The organism is Olsenella massiliensis (assembly GCF_001457795.1).
Lineage (GTDB): Bacteria > Actinomycetota > Coriobacteriia > Coriobacteriales > Atopobiaceae > Olsenella_F > Olsenella_F massiliensis.
The window spans coordinates 386800-409552 of the sequence record NZ_LN898211.1 but is presented as its reverse complement, the minus strand read 5'-3'; the positions used below and the strand labels follow the sequence as shown (position 1 = coordinate 409552).

Annotated in this window: 15 protein-coding genes and 3 tRNA genes; 2 read left to right on the top strand and 16 right to left on the bottom strand. The window is 66.8% G+C overall.

The window, feature by feature from the left end; genetic code table 11:
- Both BN3001_RS05850 and pknB read left to right on the top strand, forming a co-directional pair.
- A complete protein-coding gene (locus tag BN3001_RS05850; protein ID WP_058270842.1) occupies positions 1–2874 on the top strand; it encodes an FtsW/RodA/SpoVE family cell cycle protein in 2874 nt (957 codons plus the stop codon).
- Between the two features lie 63 nt (positions 2875–2937).
- Complete coding sequence (gene pknB / locus BN3001_RS05845; RefSeq protein WP_058270841.1) at positions 2938–4896, top strand: Stk1 family PASTA domain-containing Ser/Thr kinase; 1959 nt, start codon at positions 2938–2940, stop codon at positions 4894–4896.
- Positions 4897–5002: 106 nt separating this feature from the next.
- On the opposite strand, the gene BN3001_RS05840 is transcribed toward pknB, so the two are convergent.
- The 16 genes from BN3001_RS05840 to BN3001_RS05765 form a co-directional block, all read right to left on the bottom strand.
- A tRNA-Arg gene (locus BN3001_RS05840) sits at positions 5003–5078 on the bottom strand.
- A gap of 96 nt (positions 5079–5174) precedes the next feature.
- On the bottom strand, positions 5175–5570 hold the full coding sequence (locus tag BN3001_RS05835; protein ID WP_058270840.1) for a hypothetical protein: 396 nt from the start codon (positions 5568–5570) through the stop codon (positions 5175–5177).
- Positions 5563–5790, bottom strand: coding sequence for a hypothetical protein (locus tag BN3001_RS05830; protein ID WP_058270839.1), 228 nt, complete (start codon positions 5788–5790; stop codon positions 5563–5565). Before BN3001_RS05830 ends, BN3001_RS05835 begins: the two co-directional genes overlap by 8 nt.
- Positions 5777–6673 carry a phosphoribosylaminoimidazolesuccinocarboxamide synthase gene (locus tag BN3001_RS05825; RefSeq protein ID WP_197407460.1) on the bottom strand — a complete coding sequence of 299 codons (897 nt, stop codon included), beginning with the start codon at positions 6671–6673 and terminating at the stop codon, positions 5777–5779. The genes BN3001_RS05830 and BN3001_RS05825 overlap by 14 nt, the downstream gene beginning before the upstream one ends.
- 135 nt (positions 6674–6808) lie before the next feature.
- On the bottom strand, positions 6809–8404 hold the full coding sequence (locus BN3001_RS05820; RefSeq protein ID WP_235815059.1) for a sensor histidine kinase: 1596 nt from the start codon (positions 8402–8404) through the stop codon (positions 6809–6811).
- A 12-nt stretch (positions 8405–8416) separates the two neighbouring features.
- Positions 8417–9151 carry a response regulator transcription factor gene (locus BN3001_RS05815; RefSeq protein ID WP_058270837.1) on the bottom strand — a complete coding sequence of 245 codons (735 nt, stop codon included), beginning with the start codon at positions 9149–9151 and terminating at the stop codon, positions 8417–8419.
- A 96-nt stretch (positions 9152–9247) separates the two neighbouring features.
- Positions 9248–10570, bottom strand: coding sequence for a Tat pathway signal protein (locus tag BN3001_RS05810; protein ID WP_235815058.1), 1323 nt, complete (start codon positions 10568–10570; stop codon positions 9248–9250).
- Positions 10571–10639: 69 nt separating this feature from the next.
- Positions 10640–11986 (bottom strand): adenylosuccinate lyase, encoded by a 1347-nt coding sequence (purB, locus tag BN3001_RS05805; RefSeq protein ID WP_058270836.1) that lies wholly within the window; start codon positions 11984–11986, stop codon positions 10640–10642.
- A 189-nt stretch (positions 11987–12175) separates the two neighbouring features.
- Complete coding sequence (argH, locus tag BN3001_RS05800; RefSeq protein WP_058270835.1) at positions 12176–13603, bottom strand: argininosuccinate lyase; 1428 nt, start codon at positions 13601–13603, stop codon at positions 12176–12178.
- Positions 13604–13639: 36 nt separating this feature from the next.
- Positions 13640–14926 (bottom strand): argininosuccinate synthase, encoded by a 1287-nt coding sequence (locus BN3001_RS05795; RefSeq protein ID WP_058270834.1) that lies wholly within the window; start codon positions 14924–14926, stop codon positions 13640–13642.
- 628 nt (positions 14927–15554) lie between these two features.
- A tRNA-Lys gene (locus BN3001_RS05790) sits at positions 15555–15630 on the bottom strand.
- Positions 15631–15665: 35 nt separating this feature from the next.
- A complete protein-coding gene (locus BN3001_RS05785) occupies positions 15666–16946 on the bottom strand; it encodes an aminopeptidase (RefSeq protein ID WP_058270833.1) in 1281 nt (426 codons plus the stop codon).
- Positions 16947–17042: 96 nt separating this feature from the next.
- A tRNA-Gly gene (locus BN3001_RS05780) sits at positions 17043–17117 on the bottom strand.
- 171 nt (positions 17118–17288) lie between these two features.
- Positions 17289–17771 (bottom strand): DUF4411 family protein, encoded by a 483-nt coding sequence (locus tag BN3001_RS05775; protein ID WP_058270832.1) that lies wholly within the window; start codon positions 17769–17771, stop codon positions 17289–17291.
- A 2-nt stretch (positions 17772–17773) separates the two neighbouring features.
- Positions 17774–18922 carry an ImmA/IrrE family metallo-endopeptidase gene (locus tag BN3001_RS05770; RefSeq protein WP_058270831.1) on the bottom strand — a complete coding sequence of 383 codons (1149 nt, stop codon included), beginning with the start codon at positions 18920–18922 and terminating at the stop codon, positions 17774–17776.
- A gap of 202 nt (positions 18923–19124) precedes the next feature.
- Positions 19125–22718, bottom strand: a complete 3594-nt coding sequence (locus BN3001_RS05765) for a M28 family peptidase (RefSeq protein WP_058270830.1) — start codon at positions 22716–22718, stop codon at positions 19125–19127.
- Between the last annotated feature and the right edge of the window lie 35 nt (positions 22719–22753).

Genomic DNA, 22753 nt, shown 5'->3' with positions numbered 1-22753 from the left:
ATGGAGACCCTTCAGCTCAACACGCGGCGCAACGTGGAGCTCGGCCTTCTGGTCCTGGCGGCCGTCCCCGTGCTGCTGCTCTGGGCCATGTACGTCATGGACGACCAGCTCGCCGTGACGGCCGGCTCCCTGTCCGTGCCCCTGGGGCTCTTCGGCGCCTTCGCCGTGGCCCACCTTGCCGTCAGGCGCTGCGCCCCCGGGGCGGACCCGGCGCTTCTGCCCATCACCTTCCTTCTGTCAGGCGTCGGGCTCGCCTTCGTGACGCGGCTCGCGCCCGCCCTTGCCGTCAGCCAGACGCTCTGGCTCTTTGTCTCCGTGGGCGCCATGGTGGCCACCCTCGTGGCCGTCAGGAGCATCGACCTGCTGGCCGAGTACAAGTTCACCATCGGCGTCGCGGGCATCGCCCTGCTGCTTCTGCCCATGCTCGTGGGCACCTCGCGTGGCGGCTCAAAGCTGTGGCTGGTCCTGGGGCCCTTCTCGTTCCAGCCGGGCGAGCTGGCGAAGATACTGATCGTGCTCTTCCTCGCTGCCTACCTGGCCGAGAACCGCGAGCTGCTCTCGGCCTCCACGCGCCACGTGGGCCCGTTCAGCCTGCCTCGCCCGCGCATGCTCGCGCCATTGCTGGCCATGTGGGGCATCTCGCTGCTCGTCGTCATCTTCGAGACGGACCTGGGCAGCGCCCTCTTGTTCTTCTCCTTCTTCGTGATCATGCTGTACGTGTGCACGGGGCGCGTGGGCTACGTCGTCGTTTCCGTCGCACTGCTCGCCGTGGCCGGCGTGCTGTGCTATCACCTCTTTGCCCATGTGCAGGTGCGCGTCCAGATGTGGCTCGACCCCTTCTCGGACCCCTCCAACAAGGGACTGCAAATCGTCCAGTCGCTCTTCTCGCTGGCCGACGGCGGCCTTGTGGGCACGGGCATCGGCAAGGGGCTCCCCACGCTCATCCCCGTCGTCGAGTCCGACTTCATCTTCTCCGCCATCGGGGAGGAGATGGGACTCCTGGGCGCCTCCGCCGTCTTGATCTGCTACTTGCTCTTTGCCGTCCGCGGCCTTGCGACGGCGGCGCGCGCCAAGTCTGACGTCGCCGCCTTCACGGCCGTCGGCCTCACGTCCGCCATCGTGTTCCAGGCCTTCGTCATCACCGGCGGCGTCACCAGGCTCCTTCCCCTCACGGGCGTCACGCTGCCCTTCATGAGCCAGGGCGGCAGCTCGCTTTTGGCCAGCTTCGTCATCCTGGGCCTGCTGCTCAAGACCGGCGACGAGGGCACGGGCCGCGGCGCCGAGATGCAGATGCGCGAGGCGGGAGGCTCCTCGCTGCTCGCCGGCGGCAGGCGGGCCGCCGACGTGACGTCCGGCAGCACGGCCGGCTCGCATCTGCGCCGCCGCTACGGAATGCTCACGCCCGAGTCGGGCGTGCTGGGGCGCGTCGCCCTGGGCAACCGACTCGTGCGGCTCGTCGGGCTCTTCTCGCTCATGATCGGCGCGCTTGTGGTCAACCTCACCTACATCCAGGTCGTCAGGGCCCAGGACTATCAGCGGCTTCCCAACAACAACCACACGATCGCCAAGACGGCGCGCGTGCAGCGCGGGGCCATCATCACCTCCGACGGCGTCACCCTCGCCGAGTCCGTCGAGCAGGCCGACGGCACCTACGAGCGCTCCTATCCCCAAGGCTCGCTCGCCGCGCACACCGTGGGGTACGTGTCGACCCAGTACGGGGCCACGGGCGTCGAGTCGTCCTTCAACGACGCGCTGACGGGCAAGTCGGACTACTCGAGCTGGATGGGGGCCCTCTACTCCATGGCGGGCATGCAGACGTCGGGATCATCCGTCGTGCTCACCATCAACTCCCAGATGCAGAAGGCCGCCGAGGCGGCGCTCAGGGGCAGGACGGGCTCCGTCGTCGTGCTCGACCCCACGACGGGAGAGGTGCTCGCCAAGGCGTCCTCCCCCACCTACGACCACGCGAACATCTCTGACGTCATCACCGGGAACGACTCGAACGGCGAGCTGGTTGACCGTGCCACCCGGACGCTCTACGCCCCCGGCTCCACCTTCAAGGTGGTCACTCTCGCCGCCGCCCTTGACAGCGGCGTCGCCAACCTGGACACGAGCTTTGGCGCGCCGGCCTCCCTTGACGTCGGCGGCGCCGCCATCACCAACATCCACGACGAGTCCTGGCCGAGGCTCACGCTCTCCGAGGCGCTCGCCTATTCCGCCAACACCGTCTTTGGCCAGCTGGGCGACATGATAGGCGCCAAGGCGCTCGTCGGCTACGCCAGGGCCTTCGGCTACGGGACGGGGCTGGGCCAGGACTTTGCCACGATGCCCTCCGTCATGCCCGACCCTGCGGAGATGACCCAATGGGAGACCGCCTGGGCCGCCGTGGGCCAGCCCGTGGGCCAGCACGCGAGCCCCGCGGGGCCGCAGACCACGGTCATGCAGAACGCGGTCGTCGCGGCGGCCGTCGCCAACAACGGCATCGCCATGAACCCCTACGTCATAGACCACATCCTCTCGCCCGAGGGCGCCACGACCTCGACGACGCAGCCCAAGGCGCTCGGTCAGGCCGTCTCGTCACAGGTCGCGCAGAGCCTCAAGGAGGCCATGCTGGGCGTCGTGGAGGAGGGCACGGGCGCGAGGGCCAAGGTCCCGGGCGTCAAGGTGGCGGGCAAGACCGGCACGGCCCAGGTGACCTCGACGGTCTCAAACTCGCTCTTTGTCGGCTTTGCCCCCTATGACCAGCCGACCGTCGCCATCTCGGTCTGCATCGAGGGGTCCGAGGTCAACGACGTCAGCGGCGAGGCGTCGGCGGTCGCGAGCGAGGTGCTCGCGGCGTGCCTCAAGGTCCAGGCCCTGGGGGCGAGCAAGTAGGGGTGTGCGTTGTACCATGAGCATGCGTGAGGGCGACGCGGTCGCCAACGGATAGGAGAGACGATGTCAGACAAGCTGCTCGGCGGACGATACGCGGTCCAGGACAAGATCGGCACAGGCGGCATGGCCGTCGTGTATCGCGGCATCGACCAGGTGCTCGGGCGTACGGTGGCCATCAAGACGATGCTGCCCCAGTTTGCCGCCGACCCCTCCTTCGCGGCACGCTTCAAGCAGGAGGCCCAGGCGGCGGCGGCGCTCCAGAGTCCCTACATCGTCTCGGTCTATGACTGGGGCAAGGACGGCGAGACGTACTACATCGTGATGGAATACCTGCGAGGAACCGACCTCAAGAGCGGCATACGGCGTCACGGGGCGCTCGACTGCAAGAAGGTCGCCCAGATCGGGTCACAGATCGCCCAGGCGCTCTCGGTGGCGCACGCCCACGAGATCATCCATCGCGACATCAAGCCCCAAAACATCATGGTCCAGCCCGACGGCAACGTCAAAGTCATGGACTTTGGCATCGCGCGGGCCAAGAACAGCCACCTGACCACGGACAACTCGGTGCTGGGGACCGCCCACTACGTCTCGCCCGAGCAGACCCAGGGCAAGGTGCTCGGACCCACCACGGACATCTACTCGCTGGGCGTCGTCATGTACGAGGCGGCCACGGGATCGGTTCCCTTTGACGGCGACGACGCCATCTCGGTGGCGCTCAAGCAGGTGAACGAGCAGCCGATGCCGCCCAGCCAGCGCAACCCCCAAATCGACCCCTCGCTGGAGAGCATCATCCTCAAGTGCATGCAGAAGAGCCCGTCCGACCGCTTCCAGTCGGCAGACGAGCTGGCGCGCGTGCTCAGGGACTATCTTGCCGGCCGCCTGCGCGCCGTCAACAGCGCGACGGCCACGATCCAAAACGTCACGACCCCCCTGCCCGTCACGAGCCCAACCCAGGCGGCCGCGCCCGCGGGCAACACCGCGTCCTTCCGCCGCGTGGACGCCACGGGACATCTGCGCCCGCAGATGGCCACGCAGAGGGCGCTCCAGGATGAGGCCGACCGGCGCCGGTCCCATCGACGTCGCCTCGTGGCCGGCACCATCGTGGCCACCATCCTGCTCGTCGGCGCCATCGTCGCCGTGGTGAGCATGCTCGGCAACGGCTCGCAGACCCAGCCCGTCCCCAACTTCATAGGCCTCACGCAGGAGCAGGCCCTACGGGAGATCTCCGAGGCCGGCTACTTCCAAAAGGGCAGCGTGAAGGAGGAGTACAGCTCCACCGTGCAGAAGGGCCTCGTCATTGACCAGGACCCCGACGCCGGGCTGCGCAAGCCCAAGGGCACCCAGATCAACCTCGTCGTCTCCAAGGGGGAGGAGCCCGCCGCCACGGTCACGGTTCCCGACCTTACGCACATGACGCCGTCCGAGGCCGAGGCGGCGCTCAAGGCCGTGGGCCTCGTGGGCCAGGCGGGGGACTCCGTCTACAGCTCCGACGTCGAGGTGGGGACCGTCGCGTCCCAGAGCCCCGGCAAGGACGCCTCGGCAAAGGCGGGCGACACCGTCACCTACCAGCTCTCGAAGGGCGCCGAGAACGTGGACGTTCCTAACGTGGTCGGCATGTCGGCGCAGGAGGCCACGAGCGCCCTGGAGGCGGCGGGGTTCTCGGTGAGCACCAAGTCGGCCGAGAGCGACGAGGTTGACAAGGGTCACGTCATCAGGCAGTCAAGCACCGACAAGGCCGCCAAGGGCTCCACCATCACCATCACCGTCTCCTCCGGATCGACGAAGGCGACCGTCCCCTCGGTGGTGGGCATGAGCGAAGGCGCGGCGGTGAGCGCCCTGAAGGCGGCGGGATTCACGGCGTCGACGAGCTATGAGGCCAGCTCGACCGTGGACAAGGGCACGGTCATCAGCCAGTCCGTCACCGGCAGCGCCACCCGGGGCTCCACGATCGCCATCAGCGTGTCGTCCGGAGCCTCCGCGAACGCGGGCGGCGCGGGTTCGGCGGGGTCGGGCGGCAACTAGCCCCCCGTCAGACGGGGGCGCACGCGCGCGCTCCCCGTCACGGGGCCCCAGGCGGGTGACCCGTGACAAAAAGGCCACAGCCCTAGGGCTGTGGCCTCATGTTGCGTGGTGACCCCGGTCGGATTCGAACCAACGACACCAGGTTTAGGAAACCTGTGCTCTATCCCCTGAGCTACGGGGCCGTGCGTTAGCATTCTAGCATCACTTGGGCGGACGGTGCGCCACAGTTTGGGACCGTCGGGCGGCACGCCCGCCCCCAGGCAGGACCCGGCGCGTCGCTACTCGTGACGCGTGTTGCGAACGCCCCTCCTTGCGGCGCGCGCCTCGGCCTTTTGCGCCTTCCTGCGGGCCTCCTTCTCGGCGTCCTGCCGCAGGATCTGCGCCACCTTCTTGTCGCTCATGCCGCTGACCGCCGCCTCCGCGGCCGTGCGGAGCGGCTTGACCTTGCGCCAGTCATAGATCAGGGCGCTGACGATGCCGCCGTAGGCGAGCACGATGAGGGCGATGGACAGCAGCCCCGGCACCGAGAGGGGGTCTGCCTGCGCGTCAGGATAGTAGGTCATCAGGATCGTGGATATGACCGTGGCGCCGAATCCCGCGCCCAGCAGAATCCACCAGACGCGCTGACCGCGCCTGTAGGCGGGGTCGTCCTTGAGCAGCTCTCCTCTACACATCTAGATGGGTATAAGAGACAGGGACTACATCGTGATGGAATACCTGCGAGGAACCGACCTCAAGATGTGTATCAGACACAGCGACCGAGCGACGCGTGAAGCCCGCGCGCTCCTCGTCGCTCTCGGCCTTGTCGTTGGCGTCCTCGGCGCCCGCCTTGGGCAGGACGCCGGCTTCCTGGGCCTCCTTGCGGGCGGCCTCGATGGTGTCACGCAGAGACATGTGAGCTCCTCATGGACTCGAACGGTGCGCCCGTGATGATGCGGAAGGCCTCCTCGTAGCGCCTGGACGTTCCCTCGATGACCTCCTGGGGCAGGTGCGGGGGCTCGCCGGTCATGTCCCAGTTGGCCTTGAGCCAGTCACGGACGTACTGCTTGTCATAGCTGGGCTGGACCTTGCCGGGCTCAAAGGCGTCGGCGGGCCAGAAGCGGCTCGAGTCGGGCGTGAGCGCCTCGTCGATGAGCGTGAGCTCGCCGTCGATGAAGCCAAACTCGAACTTCGTGTCGGCGATGATCACGCCGCGTTCGGCGGCATACTCAGACGCCGCCGTGTAGATCTTGAGCGAGGCGTCGCGAAGCTGGCGCGCCACGTCATCGCCCACGATCTGGGCGCAGCGCTCAAAGGAGATGTTCTCGTCATGGTCGCCGAGCTCGGCCTTGGTCGAGGGCGTAAAGATGGGCTCGGGAAGCTTGGAGGCCTCGGTGAGACCGGCCGGGAGCTTGATGCCGCAGACGGTCTGGTCCTCGTCGTAGGTCTTCTTGCCCGACCCGGTCAGGTAGCCGCGCACGATGCACTCGATCGGAACGGTCTGGGCCTTCTTGACCAGCATGGACCTGCCGGTCAGGTAGTCGGCGTACGCCTGGTACCCCTTGGGGAAGTCCGCCACGTCCATCGAGATGAGATGGTTGGGTATGAGGTCCTTGAACATGTCGAACCAGAATGCCGAGATGCGCGACAGCACCTCTCCCTTATGGGGAATCTCGTCCGGTAGGATGAAGTCAAACGCGCTGATGCGGTCGCTGGCAACCATCAGCAGGCTGTCGCCGCAGTCGTAGATGTCGCGGACCTTGCCGTGCGAGTCCGGTCGAAGCTCCATAGCTCCCATGTTCTCTCCTCACGCAACGTGCTTGTCTGTCTGAGCCGCCGCGCGGCGGCGCCCACACCCGATTGTACTGTATGCCCCCTCCCGAACCAGCGCATGCATACCCACAAGAAGGCGCACTGCCGTCGACGCGGCTCGCTATGAGCCGTCAGGCGCCCGCCCGGGCGGCATCGCCACAGGGGCCGGGCGTGGCTCGCGGGAGCGCGGGCCGCCCTTCTCGCGCACGAGGGGGATCCTGAGCGTGAAGGTGGTGCCCCTTCCCAGCTCGGACTCCACGCTGATGCTCCCGTTGTGGCGGTCGATGATCTCCTTGGTGAGCGCCAGTCCCACGCCCAGCCCCCCCGAGACGCGCTCGCGGCTGGCGTCGGAGCGCCAGAAGCGCGAGAAGACGCGCGCGACGTCCTCCTTGGCGATGCCAATGCCGGTGTCCTGCACGCTGATGCGCGCCACGCCGCGCTCTCGGGCCACGCTCACGAGGGTCCTGCCGCCCTCGGGCGTGTAGCGAAGGGCGTTGGACATGAGGTTGGTGATTGCCTCGCGGATGAGATCGGGGTTGACCTCCGCAAAGAGCTCGTGGGAGGGCGTCTGGTCGTCAAAGTGCAGCCGCAGGCCCTTCTCGTCAAAGAGCTGCTCCTGCATGGACACCAGGCTGCGGCACAGATACACGAGGTCGGTGTCCTCGACGGCAAGGTCGCTGCTGTCGTTTTCGATGCGTGAGAGGTGCAGCATGGCGTCAACCAGGCGCGAGAGGCGCCTGACCTCGGCGGCGACGATCTCGAAGTGCTCGTCGTCGGCGGGGAGCACCCCGTCCTGCATGGCCTCGACCGTGGCGAGCGTCGCCATGAGCGGCGTCCTGAGCTCATGGGCCACGTCGCTCGTGAGACGATGCTCAAACTTGATGTCGTGCTCGATCTCGCTCGCCATGCCGTCAAAGGTCTCGCCGAGCCTGCCGAACTCGTCGTCGCCCGAGAATCCCGTTCGCGCCGTGAGGTCGCCGCTCCTGATGCGCGCCGCCGTATTGGTTATCTTCTGGATGGGCTTGGCGAGCGAGCGCGAGAACTGGTAGCCGATGACGATGGTGGTGCCTATGGCGATGGCGGCCGCCACCGCGATCGCCTGATACGAGCTGACGCGAAAGGCGCTGTCGTTCTTGGTGAGCAGCGCGTCCGAGCCGAACGCCCACATGCGGACCGTGCCCACGACCTCACCGCCCGAGGCGACCACGTCGGCCGTGACCACGGAGTCGGCCCCGGCCGGCACCGCACCTGCCGGCACGTGCGTCCCGGTGGACGTCATGCCGCCGGAGCGACGGGAGCTGTGCCAGGTGTCGTCGTAGACGACGGTGCCGTCCGCGTCGAGGACCTGAATGCCCACGTCAGACGAGGAGAGCGACACGTCGGCGGCATAGCTGAGGACGTCAGGGGTCCAGGAGCCGTCGGCGTCGTACTTGGCGGCGATGCTCTCCGCGGTCTGCTCGACGAGGTTCTGCATGTTCTGGCGGGTGTAGCTCTGGAACTGCCCCTCCCAGGTCACCGCCAGCACGAGCGTGAGGACCAGCACGGTCGTCAGCGTCGTGAGGACAAAGAAGAACGCCATCCTGCCGCCGAAGGTCTTGGTGGCGCGTGGCGGCCTCACCTTGCGCGAGACGGTGCTGTAGCTGGCCTTTTCCACGTCCATGCGACAGGGGGACGCGTCGTCGCGACGACGCTTGAGGTCGTCGGGTGAGTCTGCCACGACGGCTGGCACCTACTTCCTGGGGGAGCGGGCGTCCGTGGAGTCCATCGGCTTGTCCTTGGCCTCAAAGCGATAGCCCACGCCGTGGACGGTATAGAGCCAGCGCGGGTGGCGCGGGTCGTCACCCAGCTTGGCGCGGAGGTTCTTGACGTGGGAGTCGATCGTGCGCTCATAGCCCTCGAAGTCGTATCCCAGGACCTTCTCGACCAGCTCCATGCGGTTATAGACGCGCCCGGGGTAACGCGCCAGGGTGGTGAGCAGCTTGAACTCGGAGGCCGTGAGGTCAACCTCCTCGTTCTCGACCAGCACCTTATGGCCCGAGATGTCAATGACCAGGTCGCCAAAGTCGAGCACCTCAAGCTGGGGCTCCGCCTCGGCATGGGCGCGGCGCAGCAGGGCGCGCACGCGCGCCACGAGCTCGCGCGGCGAGAACGGCTTGACAAGGTAGTCGTCCGCGCCGAGCTCCAGGCCGATGATGCGGTCCTCGACCTCGCCCTTTGCGGTCAGCATGATGATGGGCACGTTGGACGTCTCGCGCACGGCGCGGCAGACGCGCTCGCCCGACAGCTTGGGAAGCATGAGGTCGAGCACGATGAGGTCAAAGCTGTGCTTCTCGAACTCCTCGAGCGCGCTCTGGCCGTCGCCCACGCCCCGCACCATGTATCCCTCGCGCTCGAGGTAGGCCGCGACGGCGTCGCGGATTGTCTTCTCGTCCTCCACCAGAAGGATCTTCTTCTCTTCCGTCATGTGATCCCCCTCCGTCGTCGGCAGCGCTCGCGGCGCGCAGGCACACAAAATATCACTAATCTCTACACATCTTAGCGCAGTCGGGCGCGTTTGGCATCAGGAGCCAAACGAGAAGCTCCGCACGTTCACGGACTCAGGATACCCGGTGTCCTGAGCCTTGATGGTGGAGAAGGTCACAAAGCTGTCGCACTCCCCCGCCCGCGCGGGATACTCCCCGTAGTTGATGCAGCGGTTGGCCGCCGAGAGGGTCGAGTAGGTCCTGCTGCCGGCGTCAACCACGAAGTACGAGGAACTGGCCCTGATGACGTAGGTCCTCCCCCGTCCCGCGACCGCCGCGGCGGGCTCGCGGGACAGCGCCACGAAGGGGCCGTCACCATGGCCCACGTAGGTTCCCATGGTGCCAAGGAGCCCCCCGGAGGCGTAGGTGGCCTCGATGGAGAACGCGAACTCGTCCCCGATGCGCACGGCGTTGAGGGGCCTCACGGTGGCGGGCAGCACGAGGCGGTCCACCTGCGTGGCGAGGTCATCCGAGAGCGTGTAGGCCGTGATGCCGTAATAGACGCCCGCCTCCGCGTTGACGCGCGGGACGAGGGTCACGGTGCCGCCCGACGCGAGCGGTTCGGTCGCAAAGCGGCCCGGGGACTCGACGACGGATTTCGCCTCGCCGGACCCCAGGCTCCAGACGTAGCAGTAGGAGTGCTCGGTGGTCTTGGATCCGGACAGCGCGGGCATGACCTGCCAGATGACCTTGGTGCCCGCGACCGCGAAGGGCGCGGGATCGTAGTCGGCCCCCGCCTCCCACAGCTTGGTGGGGCTGCCCGCAAGAGCCCCGCCCGCAAACGCCGAGGCGTACAGCACCCAGGCGTGCGTGAGGAGGTCGAGCTCGACCCAGGCGTAGACTGCGTCCGAGCAGCGCACGTCATATATGACGAAGCTGGTCTTGTCGCTTGAGAGGGGCTCGGCGACGACCTCCCTGAGCGTGCCGTCTGCCGTCGAGAGGGCAGAGCCCTTGACCATGGGCGCCGCCGAGGAGCCCGCCGTCGTCACGGGAAGCCAGGTTCCCTCCCCGGGGTGCAGGACGTTGCCCAGCCCCAGCGTCCAGGACGACCTCTCCGCGAGCGGCAGATCAACCACGTCGTAACGACTCTCGTTCGTCTTGGGGTCGATGACGTAGTCGGCGCGGGTCGCGTCCACGACGGTGGGTGAGCCATCGTTTCCGCCCGGAGCGGAGCAGCCCCTGACGATGCTGACCGTTCCCGCCGTCGCCGCCACGACGCCAGCGCCGGCGGCGACCCTGAGGGCCGAGCGGCGGATGACGGGAAGCTGCGGCAGGGCGAGGCGCGGCCGGGGCGCGTCGGCGCAGCGCGTCGGCAGAGGTTCCCGAGACGTGGGACGACGCGTCTGGTCTGGAAGCTTCATGGCCACGGTACCTCCTGGCTGGCACGACCCTGACGCGCCGGGACGACGCGGACGGGTCGGGCGGGACGCCTACGCAAAGCTCAGCCGCTCCAGGCGTTCAAAGACGACGTCCGTCCGAGTCAGGAAGCTGCGCGGGTCAAAGATGCCCTTGAGCTGCTCGGACGAGAGCGCACAGTCCGGGTCGGCCTCGAGCCTCTCAAGAAAGCTCGTCCCCGGCACGCAGGCCTGCACCTCATGCCAGGTCGCCATGGCGTTGCGCTGGACCACCTGGTAGGCCTCCTCGCGGGTCATGCCGGTGTCCACCAGGGCCAGAAGCACCTTGGACGAGTAGATGAGCCCCCGCGTCCTGTCGAGGTTGGCCAGCATCTGCTCGCGATAGAGCTGCAGGCCGTCGATGACGCGGATGAGGCACTGGAACATGTGGTCAAGGGCGATGAAGCTGTCGGCCTGGGCCACGCGCTCGGCGGAGCTGTGGCTGATGTCGCGCTCGTGCCAGAGTGCCACGTTGTCAAAGGCGACCTGCGCGTTTGCCTTGACGACCCGCGCGAGGCCGCAGACCTTCTCCATGGTGATAGGGTTGCGCTTGTGGGGCATGGCGCTTGAGCCCTTCTGTCCCTTCCTGAAGGGCTCCTCGGCCTCGAGGGTGTCCGTCTTCTGGAGGTTGCGCACCTCGGTGGCGATGCGCTCGCAGGTGGCCGCCGTCGTGGCGAGCACGCCTGCCAGATAGGCATGGTGGTCGCGACTGATGACCTGGGTCGAAAGCGGGTCGGCTGTGATCCCCAGGTGCTCGCAGACGTACGCCTCGACGCGCGGGTCGATGCTCGAGTAGGTGCCCACGGCGCCGGAGATGGCGCCGAAGCTCACGGAGGCGCGGGCGTCGATAAGACGGTCAAGGTCGCGCCTGAGCTCCCAGGCCCACGACCCAAACTTCATCCCAAAGGTCATGGGCTCCGCATGGATGCCGTGCGTGCGCCCCACGCAGAGGGTGTCACGCTCCTCGAAGGCGCGGCGCCTGCAGATCTCGCCGAGCGCGCGCACGTCCTCGATGATGAGGTCGCAGGCCTGGGTCAGCTGATAGCACAGGGCCGTGTCGCCCAAATCCGAGCTCGTCATCCCGTAGTGCACCCACCGGCTGGGCTTGGGTGCGCCAGGCGCCACGCCCTTGTCGACGTAACTGCCCATGTTGGTGAGGAAGGCGATGACGTCATGGTTGGTCACGGCCTCGATCGCGTCAACCTCCTCGCGGCAGAAGTCGGCGTGGTCGCGAATCCAGCGCGCCTCGTCGCGCGTGATGCCGCTCTGTCCCAGCTCGGCGTGAGCCTCGCAGGCAAGGACCTCTATCTCCTGCCAGATGGCATACTTGTTCTCAAGCGAGAAGATGCGCCCCATCTCGGGGCGGGTGTATCGGTCGATCATGGGGATCCTTTCGGCGGGGCGCCCACAGGGGCGGAAGTTCGCATGCCCCTCCATTCTACCGCGCGCAGTGCGCTGCGGCAGACGGAGGCCTCATGACGGGGGGCGCCACGACGCGCCGGGCGTCCCCGTCCCACCGCGGGGCGAGGCAAGACGCCCTGGTCCCTCGTCACAAAGACGAGGCAAGACGCCCTAGTCCCCCGTCACGTTTGGCATGCGGCCCCTGAGCGAGGACGCCTGTCGCCGGTCGCGCCCGAGCTGACGGGCCGCCTCGCGCAGCTGGGTCTTGACCGCCTCGTGCCCCGTGCCGCCGTACGTCGTGCGCGCCCGGGCGATGCCCTCGGGGTCGAGTCCCTCGAGAACGTCGTCGTCAAAGAGCGGCGAGAACGACCGGAGCTCCTTGAGGGTGAGGTCCTCGAGGCCCTTGCGGCGCCTCTCGCAGTACAGCACCAGCTCGCCCACGACCTCGTGGGCGTCACGAAACGGCAGGCCCCGCCGGGCGAGATAATCCGCGACGTCGGTGGCCGCCGTGAAGCCCCGCGACGCCTGCGCGCGCATGGCGTCGGCGTTCACCTGCCAGGTTGCGACCATGCCTCCCACGCAGGCCATGGCATCTTGCAGGGTGCCGGCGGCGTCGATGGCCCCCTCCTTGCACTCCTGAAGGTCCTTGTCGTAGGCCAGCGGCAACGACTTGAGGGTGGTCAGAAGACCCATGAGGTCCCCGTAGACCCTGCCCGTCTTGCCCCGCGTGAGCTCGGCAAAGTCGGGGTTCTTCTTCTGGGGCATGATGGACGAGCCCGTTGAGTAGGCGTCCGACAGCGTGATGAAGCCAAACTCCGTCGTTGACCAGGTGATGATCTCCTCGCAGAGACGCGAGAGGTGCATCATGGACACGCTGCAGGCATACAGCAGGTCAAGCAGGTAGTCGCGGTCGCTCACGGCGTCCATGGAGTTGGGGATGGGATGGCTGAAGCCCAGAAGTTCCGTCGTGTAGGCGCGGTCCAAAGGGTAGGTCGTGCCCGCAAGGGCCGCCGAGCCCAGCGGGTTTGCGTCGGCGGATCGCCAGGCCGCCACGAGCCTCACGTGATCGCGCGTGAGCATCCAGAAGTACGCCAGCAGGTGGTGGGAGAAGAGCACGGGCTGCGCGTGCTGCAGGTGGGTGTAGCCCGGCATGATGACGCCAAAGTTCGTGCGTGCGGACGTGAGGATGACCTTTCGCAGCGCATCGTTGCCGTCAACGAGCGACAGCAGCAGCTCCTTGGCATACAGCCTCGTGTCCGTGGCCACCTGGTCGTTGCGCGAACGCCCGGTGTGCAGGCGGGCGCCCGCCGCGCCGACGTCCCTGATGAGCTGTGACTCCACCGCCATGTGGATGTCCTCGTCGTTGAGGTCCCACACGAACGTGCCTTCGTCCATCTGGCGCTTGATGTTGAGCAGGCCCTTCTCGATGCGCTCGACGTCCGCGGCATCAAGAATCCCCTGCCGGCCCAGCATCCGCGCATGAGCGATGGACCCGGCGATGTCCTGCGCGTACATCGCCCGGTCAACGGGCAGCGAGGCTCCAAAGCGCTGAGCGCCCTCGCTCACGCCCTGCTCAAAGCGTCCGGACCAGAGCGCCATGCGCACTCCCTTCATATGAGACGACGTCACGAGGGCCTAGGCAGAGAGGATGACGAGGTCGTCGCCTGCGTCGTCCGTCTCGTCGGCCTCGGACGCCAAGGCGCGGGAGGCGGGGCCCTGCACGCGCGACCAGGTCTTGCTCGGCAGGCTGTGCAGGTCGATGAAGCCCTTGGACGCCTCGCGGTCAAAGCTGTCGCCGTCGCCGTACGTGGCAAGGTTCTGGTCGTAGAGCGAGCAGGGGCTCCTGCGGCCCGTGACCGTGAGGGACCCCTTGTACAGCTTGGCCTTGACCTCGCCTGACACGACCTGCTGCGTGGTGGCGCAGAACGCGTCGAGCGCCTCCCTGATCGGCGAGAACCAGAGGCCCTCATAGACCGTGGTCGCCCACAGACGGTCGACCTTGTGCTTGAACTGAAGCGTCCGGGCGTCAAGGCACAACGTCTCGAGGTCGTGGTGCAGGGTGATCAGGGCGAGGGACGCCGGGCACTCGTAGCACTCGCGGCTCTTGATGCCCACCACGCGGTCCTCGACCATGTCGATGCGACCGTAGCCATGGGCGCCGCAGATATCGTTCAGGGCGGCGATGAGCGAGACAAGGCTCATCTTCCGTCCGTTGAGCGAGACGGGCACGCCCTTCTCAAAGCCGACGACGATCTCCTCGGGGGCGTCGGGGGCGTCCTCGGGCGCGACTGTCATCGTCCAGATGTCCGCAGGCGGCTCGGACCAGGGGTCCTCGAGGGCGCCGCACTCGATGGCCCTGCCAAAGAGATTGTCGTCGATGGAATACGGCTTGGCGGCGGTGGTGGGAACGGGCACGCCGTGCTTGCGCGCCCAGGCCATCTCCTGCTCGCGGGTCAGGAGATCCCACTCGCGCGCCGGCGCGAGAATCTTGAGGGAGGGATCGAGGGCGTGGATGCAGGTCTCAAAGCGCACCTGGTCGTTGCCCTTGCCCGTGCAGCCGTGGGCGACGTAGGTGGCGCCCGTCTCGTGGGCCACGTCAACGAGCTTGCTGGCGATCAGGGGTCGCGAGAGGGCCGAGAGCAGCGGGTAGGCTCCCTGATACAGCGCATTTGCGGCGATGGCCTTGGTGAGCACCGTCTGGGCATACTCCGCGCGCATGTCGATTGAGCGGGAGTAGATCGCCCCCATGTCATACGCCTTCTTCTGGACCCAGGCAAGGTCGTCGGCGTCCTGTCCCACGTTGCCGCAGATGGCGACCACGTCCAGGCCCTTCTCAATCTGCAGCCACTTGACCATGACCGACGTGTCGAGCCCGCCCGAGTATGCCAGGACGACCTTTTCCTTGTTATGCTTCTGCGTCATGCGTATCACCGTCGTTTCGTGAGAGGGATGTCTGTCGGGAGATGTCAGCCACTCGGCTTGGCGCTGCGAGCGCCGGTGCGCACGAGCGCCCGGGCGATGCCGGGCGCTGGTTCAGTCCGTATGTGAAGTGAGGTGAGGCGTTCCTCAGGGGACCGAAGCTACACGCGGGGGCGTCGCAGCGAGATTCGTCGGTCCTGGCGTCGGAGGGAGCCCTGTGCGAGCAGGGCATTCTGGAACCGTGCCATGGGACTCTCCTCTCGTCTTGCTCGCGTTGCACCCTAGGCATGAGGCGCCTGTTGCTAGAGTACTGTAGCCAATCTGCGCCCGCGAAAGGCCAAAAATGTCATACGGTAGTCATATTGAAACAATAGATGTGTCGTTTTTTATGCCATACAAGCTAAATTTAATACTATTATTCGTTAATCTATACACATAGCACTACTGTCGCGCCCCGGGCGGCCCATGAGGGCGGAGGCGCACGCACATTCTTTCACCTTGGCGAAGGTGTCCCTGTTGGCGAGCGGGCGGCCGCGCCGGGCAGCTGCCCGGCTTTCGGAATTGCGTGGGTTTGATGCATGAGCCGCCGGCGGGCAGGTCGCCGCCGAAAAAGGCGGCGAGCGGTATGGAATGGTGGGCCGTGAGGGTCTCGAACCCTCGACCTTAGGATTAAAAGTCCTCTGCTCTACCAACTGAGCTAACGGCCCCCGGCATAGTGTAGCACGCTTGCGCGCCCCGACGCCTAGCCTGCCCAGGACGTCGCCCACCTGCCCCGCTCAAACAGGGGCGTCTGGGCTCCCGTGGCGTCGACGCCCCAGACGGCGAGGTCGTCGGCGCCCATCATGAAGTCAACGTGAGTGGCGGACTGGTTGACGCCGCGCCTGAGGAGGTCGTCCGTGCCCAGGGACGAGCCGCCGCGAAGGCATTCGGGAAATCCCATGCCAAGCGCAAGGTGGCAGCTCGCGTTCTCGTCGTACAGCGTGTTGTAGAACAATAGGCCGCTTTGCCTGATGGGCGTGTCCTTTGAGATGAGCGCGCATTCCCCCAGACGACGGGCGCCCTCGTCCGTCGCAAGGACCTGCTCAAGGACGTCCTTGCCTCGCGCGGCGTCAAACTCGACGACGCGTCCCTCAGAGAAGCGCAGCCAGAAGTCGTCGACCACCTGACCGGCATGGACGAGGGGCAAAGCCGAGTGGACCACGCCCTCCGCGCGCAGGCGATCGGGAGTGGTAAACACCTCCTCGGTCGGCATGTTGGGAAAGAACGTGCGCCCGGCCTGGGTTGACATCGACCCGCCCTCCCAGACGTGGTCGGGATTGAGGCCAACGGTCAGGTCGGTGCCGTTTGACGAAAGATAGCGCAGGGACGTGAACGCCGCCTCGCTAAGCAGCCGCTTGCGGTCGTTGAGCGTGGCGTCATGGCTCGCCCAGGCGCTCTCTGGGTCGTCTCCGTCGCTGCGCGCCACCACAAGGATGGTCCGCCAGAGCCTGTCGACGGCCTCGTGCGGCGCGAGCTGGCCAAACACCCTTCGCGCCCAGGCCTCGACCGGCACGCCGGCGATGCACCAGGCGTTGCGGCCAAAGTCCATGCCCTCACGATAGGCGCGGCATTCGGTGTTGCGCGCCTTTATCGCGGCGGCAGGCTTCGCCGGATCGACGTCTGCGAGCAGCGAGGGGTCGGAACCCGTCAGAAACAGGAAGGCCGCCCCGGCCTCCGCCAGCGAGTCGAGCTGCTCGCGCTTCCATCCGGCGGTGTGCATGAAGCGCTCGAGAGCGACGTGCTGGTAGTCAAGGAGGTCAACCTGGTCGTCACGCCACAGGACGGTCACGCGGGCGGCGCCGGCGGCATACGCCTCGCCCACCACCATGCGGGCAAAGTCCGCCCGCTCCACCGGCGCCTGGAGCACCAGCTCCTGTCCCTTCTTGATGGCCACGCCCGTACGCACGAGCAAACGCGCATAGCGTCGCTTTTGCGTCGCAAGGGCCTCGCCTGACGGTCCGGGGATGGCTTCCAGCTCGCTCATGGGCGACCTCCGTTCTCACAGGCACGCGTCTTTGGCCTGTCCATATGACGCACTCATATGAAAAGGGCGGACCCGAAGGTCCGCCCATCACGGTTCTGGAGCGGGCGACGGGACTCGAACCCGCGAATGCGAGCTTGGGAAGCTCGTGCCGTACCACTTGGCGACGCCCGCGCAACGCGAAATCTTAGCACAACGGCGGTCGGAAAGCCCGTCTTTGATTTGCCTAATTGGCAGGCGTACACGCAAAGCCCAGAGACGGCCTCCCCCGCCGTCACGGTCGCATCCAGCGGCTTTTCGTTTGCGGTACGCATGCGCATACACATAACGGTAACGGCATTTCGCCTAGAACCGAAAGCCCTGCGCCCGCATGAAGTCAAAGCCGTCGACGTGACGAGCGCCAAGACCCTCACAGACGTTAGGGATCTTCACCCTCTTCAGGCTGTTCGACGGAGTCTCATAGGTCACTAGTGTCAAGTTGCTCGCCAGTGCCTCGGCGCACAGCCATGCATCGGCGCGGGTCTCATCCTTGAACTCGCGAAGTGCCCGCGGCTCATAGCTCTGCCCGTCGGCCCAGGCGCACACCTCGAGGTATTTCTCCAACGTCTTGTCGGACGCAGGCATCGCCTCAACGCCGTCCAGACTCCCAATCCAATCGACAAGAGGGTCTTTTTTGCGTTTCAGCTCGTCTACCACCGTCTGATGCAGCACTGCAACGCCCGACTCAAGCGTGTTGCCCAACTCAAGCCAAAAGCTCTCGAAGATGTCCTGCGGGATGTGATGCTCGCTCGTTATGAAGATGTTCGCGTCGAGGAGGTAGCGTTCCAACGTCACGCCACCTTTTCGAAGTAGGTCTTGAAGCTTGGTGCGCTCAGGCCGGTCAGGTCGTAGGCGTCACGATAGCTCAGATAGTCGGAGTTCACGGCGTTGAGCACGGCCTCGGAGAACACAGATCCGAGCTTGTACTGCTTGCTGAGGAAGTAGTTGCCTCCGACCTTGTCAGGCTTGGCGGCCTCGGGCACGTCATCCTTGTAGCTCCGCCAGGCAGCGAAGAAGGTGTCCTCGTCGATGAGCCCCATGTCCTTGGCTTTCCGCGCGACAACGACAAAGTTGACCTTGCACGTATGGGCGATGGCCTTAAGCGCAGGATAGGCGTCCGTGGCACCGCCATCGAACCTGCTCGCCAGGATGCTCGTCGGCACAAGGAAGTCGGCGGCAACGGCGTTGCAGAACCGCTCCAAGGTGACGTCGCTATCCTCGTCGTCGGGCGCGTTACTCACGCCCGTCTGGGCAAAGGCCAGGTGGCATAGCTCGTGCACGAGCGTGAAGACCTGCGCGCTCTTGGCGTCGCGCCCATTGATAAAAATAATCGGGGCCATGTCGTCCGCCAACACAAAGCCTCTGAACTCGTCCACATCCAGTGCGCGATGCGTGTTGTCGTTCACCACACCATTGATGACCACAGAGATGTTCGCCGTCTCCACGCGGTCTTTAAGCATCCTGAGCGCCTCCGCAACCGTCTTGCAGGAGGCGGCCCAGCCCTCATTGAGCTTCAGAAGCCCGCGCAGGTCGCTGACGATCCTCTCCCCCGTCTCATCGCTGCGGTCGGCCCATCGGTAAGAGCCCACAAATCCGACGGGATCGTATCCCTCATGCAGGAAATAGTCCCGCAGCCAGTCCTGTCTGCCCATCATGGCGTCGATTGTGTCGAAGAGCTCGGGGCTCGGGTCTTGGGACGGCGTGTCATTCACTGTGCGGAAGTCTGCGATCTGTAGCGCATAATCGGGCAACTCGCTGCCAAAGAGCTCACTTACGCTCACATGGGTCTTGCTCGCGAAGTCGCGCAGCTGTTTGACGGTCGGCTTCCAGGAGCCGTCGAGCCACGCACGGTACTTGGGGAAAGCCTTGACGACCTGCTCGCCGGAAAGGCCGCTGCGGCGAACGGCCCATTCAAGCACCTCGGGATTCAACATCGCCATCTCGCAGCCTCCTCTCCTCTGCCGTCAAGCACTCAAGTACCATTGATTTGATTATATGTGGTGCAAGAGGGAGCCACTACAGCTAACAGGACCGACGGACAAAAACCGCGGCGCCAATCTTTGCCTTGCCGCAGAACGGACCCTACGCAAAAGGGCCGGGGCCGCCTTGAGGCGACCCCGGCCCGACAGCTTGTTGTGCTGGCTACGAACGACGGATGAGCTCCGCCACCAGTTCCGTGACCTGACCGACCTGCCGGTCGTTCACGTTCTCTGCCACGTCGTCCGCCGTGCGCGAGAGCGCGGGCACGCCCTGCGACGACACGCCCATGATGGTCGCCGCGCGCAGGGAGGCTTCCATGGCGGGCGTCGCGTCCGTGTCGGTCCAGTCAAAGCGCATCCTGCCCAGCGGGATGTGCAGGTCCTTGGCGACGGCGGCGAGAAGCTTTGCCAGGCGGCGGTCCGCCCTGTGCGCCGAGCTGACACCCTCCTTGGTCAGAAGCGTAAGGTCGCCGGCACCCACGGAGTCGAGGTTGATGACGAACGCGCCGCGTATGGACTTTCGGTAGTCCGCCAGGAACTCCCGCATGCCGGCGTGGCGCAGGGTCGAGGCGCCAAGCGCGACGAACCAGATGTCGTGTGAGAGAAGCTCGTCGTCGCTCATGCCCAGAATCGACTCGCGCAGGTCCTCCTCCGAGGGGCGCTCCCCCGCGTCGGGCGAATTGACGTCGGGTGACGCCTCCCCCGCCTGCGGCGCCTCCTCGTCCCGCAGGTCAAAGCGCTCGGTGGCACCGCCCTTCCACGGGCGGCGTCGTCCGTTGCCGCCTTCCTCGTCCTTGAACTTGTCCCAGGACCCGATGGCGCGGCCGTTCTTCTTTGCGTCGTAGTCCTCGTCAACGCCCAACCACTCGCTCATGGAGTCCGGTTGCTCCTTCTCCTCGCGCCTCTTCCTGCCAAGGCGCCCAAAGCTCCCAAAGCGCTCTGACCGAGGTCGCTTCGAGGACGCCGGGGCCGCTGCGGGCTCGGTATGCTGGGGGCGCACGAGACCGATGGGCTGGCGCTGGCCACGCGCCTGCGCCGCGCCGTCATCCGACGGAGACTGCGCGTCCTGGATGTCGACAGGGGCCAGGTCGTCCGGGGCAAAGGGGTCCTTGGGCATGACCGACGGATCCGGCAGGTCAAAGAGGGCGGCGCGCTGAGCGACGGGCGAGGCGGGGGCATAGTCGGGCGTGCCCCATTGCGGGTCGTCGATGGGACGCGGGGCGGGACGCTCCTCGGGCTGAGGCTCCTCCTCGGCAAGGTCGAGTCCCGCCATGTCGCCCTCGACGAGGCTGCGGGTGTCATCCCCGGTATCAAAGTTGCCTTTGACCAGCGAGGATGGCGAGGCGTCTTCCTCGCTGGAGTCGGGCGTGACGGTGGCGCCTGACTCCTTTGTCGGAGGCTCTGCCTGCGCCGTGCTGTCGGCGTCGCCCTGCTCCTGAGGCAAGGTGGAATCGGCGGCGGCGCGGCCGGCGGGCTCCACGCCGCCGGTCTGGGTCGGATGCGCCTCGTCCGTCGCGGCGGCCGGCGCCGGCCTTGCCACCTCGGCCGTGCGCGACGTGTCGGGCAACGGCATGAAGGTCTCGGTGTTTCCCGACATCTTGTCTCGCTTTGAGAGGCGCCCCCCTATGTCAGCGAGCGCAAAACGAATCTTGTCGAGGATCCCGGCAGGCTCGACGTCATAGTCGTCGAGGTCGTCATCGTAATAGGCGTCATAGGGCCGCTCGTCGTCGTAGGAGTCCTCCGAGCGAACGTCACCGTCGGACGCGGAAGCAGGGGCGTCATTGTCGTTAGGGACGTCGGACGACGGCTCCGCCGTGGCTTCGACGCCCTCGGTGGCGTTAAAGTCGTCTAGGGTCTCGCCGCGACGGGCGGGCGCCTGACCGTCGTGCCCGGCGTCGTCGACGCCGACCACCTGATACTCCGGGATGGGAACCCGGTCAAGCAGATCCTGGGTCGTGGGAGGGTACGACGCCCCAGCACACGAGCCGTCGTCGGCCCTGTAGGCGTCATCGACGTGCGGGGCGTAGCGAGCGGTAGCCTGGTCGTCGGCGGATGCGGCGACATCGGCGGTGACGGAGGACGTCACGCTGCGACGGTGCGGGTTGATGAAGGGTGGGATGTAGCCGGTCCCCGTCTCGTCATCGACCTCCGGGCCCTCCTGTTGGCCCTCGGTCGGCGGAAGGTAGAAGTCCTCCACGCGAAACTCCGGCATCGCAGGAACTTCCGGCAGGCGCGAGAGGTCGATCTTGGGGCGCGGCGGGCGCTCATACACGATCTCGCAGTCGGACGGGAGAATCTGGAGGCTCTCGACGAACCCCGCACCGCGACGGACGACGCCGTGGAAGGCCTCCTCGGTCGCGACGGTCTCCGGCGCCTGGCTCTTATACACCTCTAGATGTGTATAAGAGACAGCCCCCGCCCGCCCGGTCGCATCCAGCGGCTTTTCGTTTGCGGTACGCATGCGGGCCTGAGACGACGTCGCGGGCGCGGGTGCCGCGGCGGATGCGGCCTGCTCCCGGCCTGGCCGCAGGTCGTCATCTGCGGCCTGCACATCGTGGGCCTGCTCGATCAAATCCTCAGGCGCGCCCTCTTGAGGGCTCTCCGCGTCGTTCTCGTCGGCATGGGGCGCCTCGCCGTCCAGCCGGAGCGTCGGCTGGGCCAGCTCGACCGAGCCCCACTCCGACGAGGCCGGCGTTGCCGTGCGCGTCGTCGCCACGACCGTGGGGGCGTCCGACGCATCGTCCTGAACGTCCCGACCGTCGGGAGCGCCCTCGTCATGCAGGACGGCGCCGCGCGCGCGCCCGACGAGGTCGAGGGCGCCCGTGCGAAGCGAGGCGGCCAGCCCGCCCAGACGGGCGGAGACGGCAGCGACGCCCCCGGCGGCATCCTCGTCGGCGTCCCGCCCATAGGGCCCGTCGGGCGCCGCAGGCGCGGCGTCCTCGCCGTCGTGGGTCGCCGGTGCGGGAGCGGTTCCGTCCTGTTTGGCGGGCGCGGTGCGCGGGTGCGACGCCGCCCAGCGCTTGGCCGCGTCGTCCGCAGGGCGGACGAGGTCAAGGACGCCAAGGAGCGCCGCGACGGAGGACTTGTTGTCGTTGGCGCCGGCCGTGCAGGGGGCGAACCTCTCGTACACCCCTGCGGCGGCGACGGCCAGGAGGGGAACGCCGGCGAGCATGCCCACGATCCAGAAGAGGTGCCGCGCGGCGTCGGGGATGAAGCCGAGCAGCTGGACGAAGGCGCACAGGGCGATGCCGGCGACGATCCAGAGAGACGAGCGGCGGATGACGGGAAGGAACCCGGCGGTCTGGGGCTTGTGGAGCAGCCCCTCGTTGGGCGTGTCGTAGTGGGCCACCACGACGATGGGACGGTTGCCCTTGACCACCAGCGGACCCTCGGCGCGATGGACGCCGATGACGTTTTGGCTGCGGGCCTTGGGACCCAGGCCGCCCAGCAGGTCATAGCCGCCAAAGCGCGCGGCAAGGACGCCCGTGCACAGAAGCACGAGCAGCCGGCCGATGACGCCGGCGGGCGTGCCGAGGATGCCGGACATGACCATGCCGACGACGAGGAGCAGGTAGGTCAGGTCGTGTGCCAGGTCACCCTGGGCGGGCGCGTCAAACTCCTGGATGGTGGCGTCAAGGCCGTGCTCGTCCATGATCGCGTGGATGAGCTGTGCCGCATCCAGCTCCTCCTGGCTGTTGGCCGGGGCGATGTCAACGCGGTCGTTGAGGTAGTCTGTGTAGTCGCGCGTGGAAGCCATGCTGTGTTCCCCTTGCCGAAGGCTGTCTCGACTAT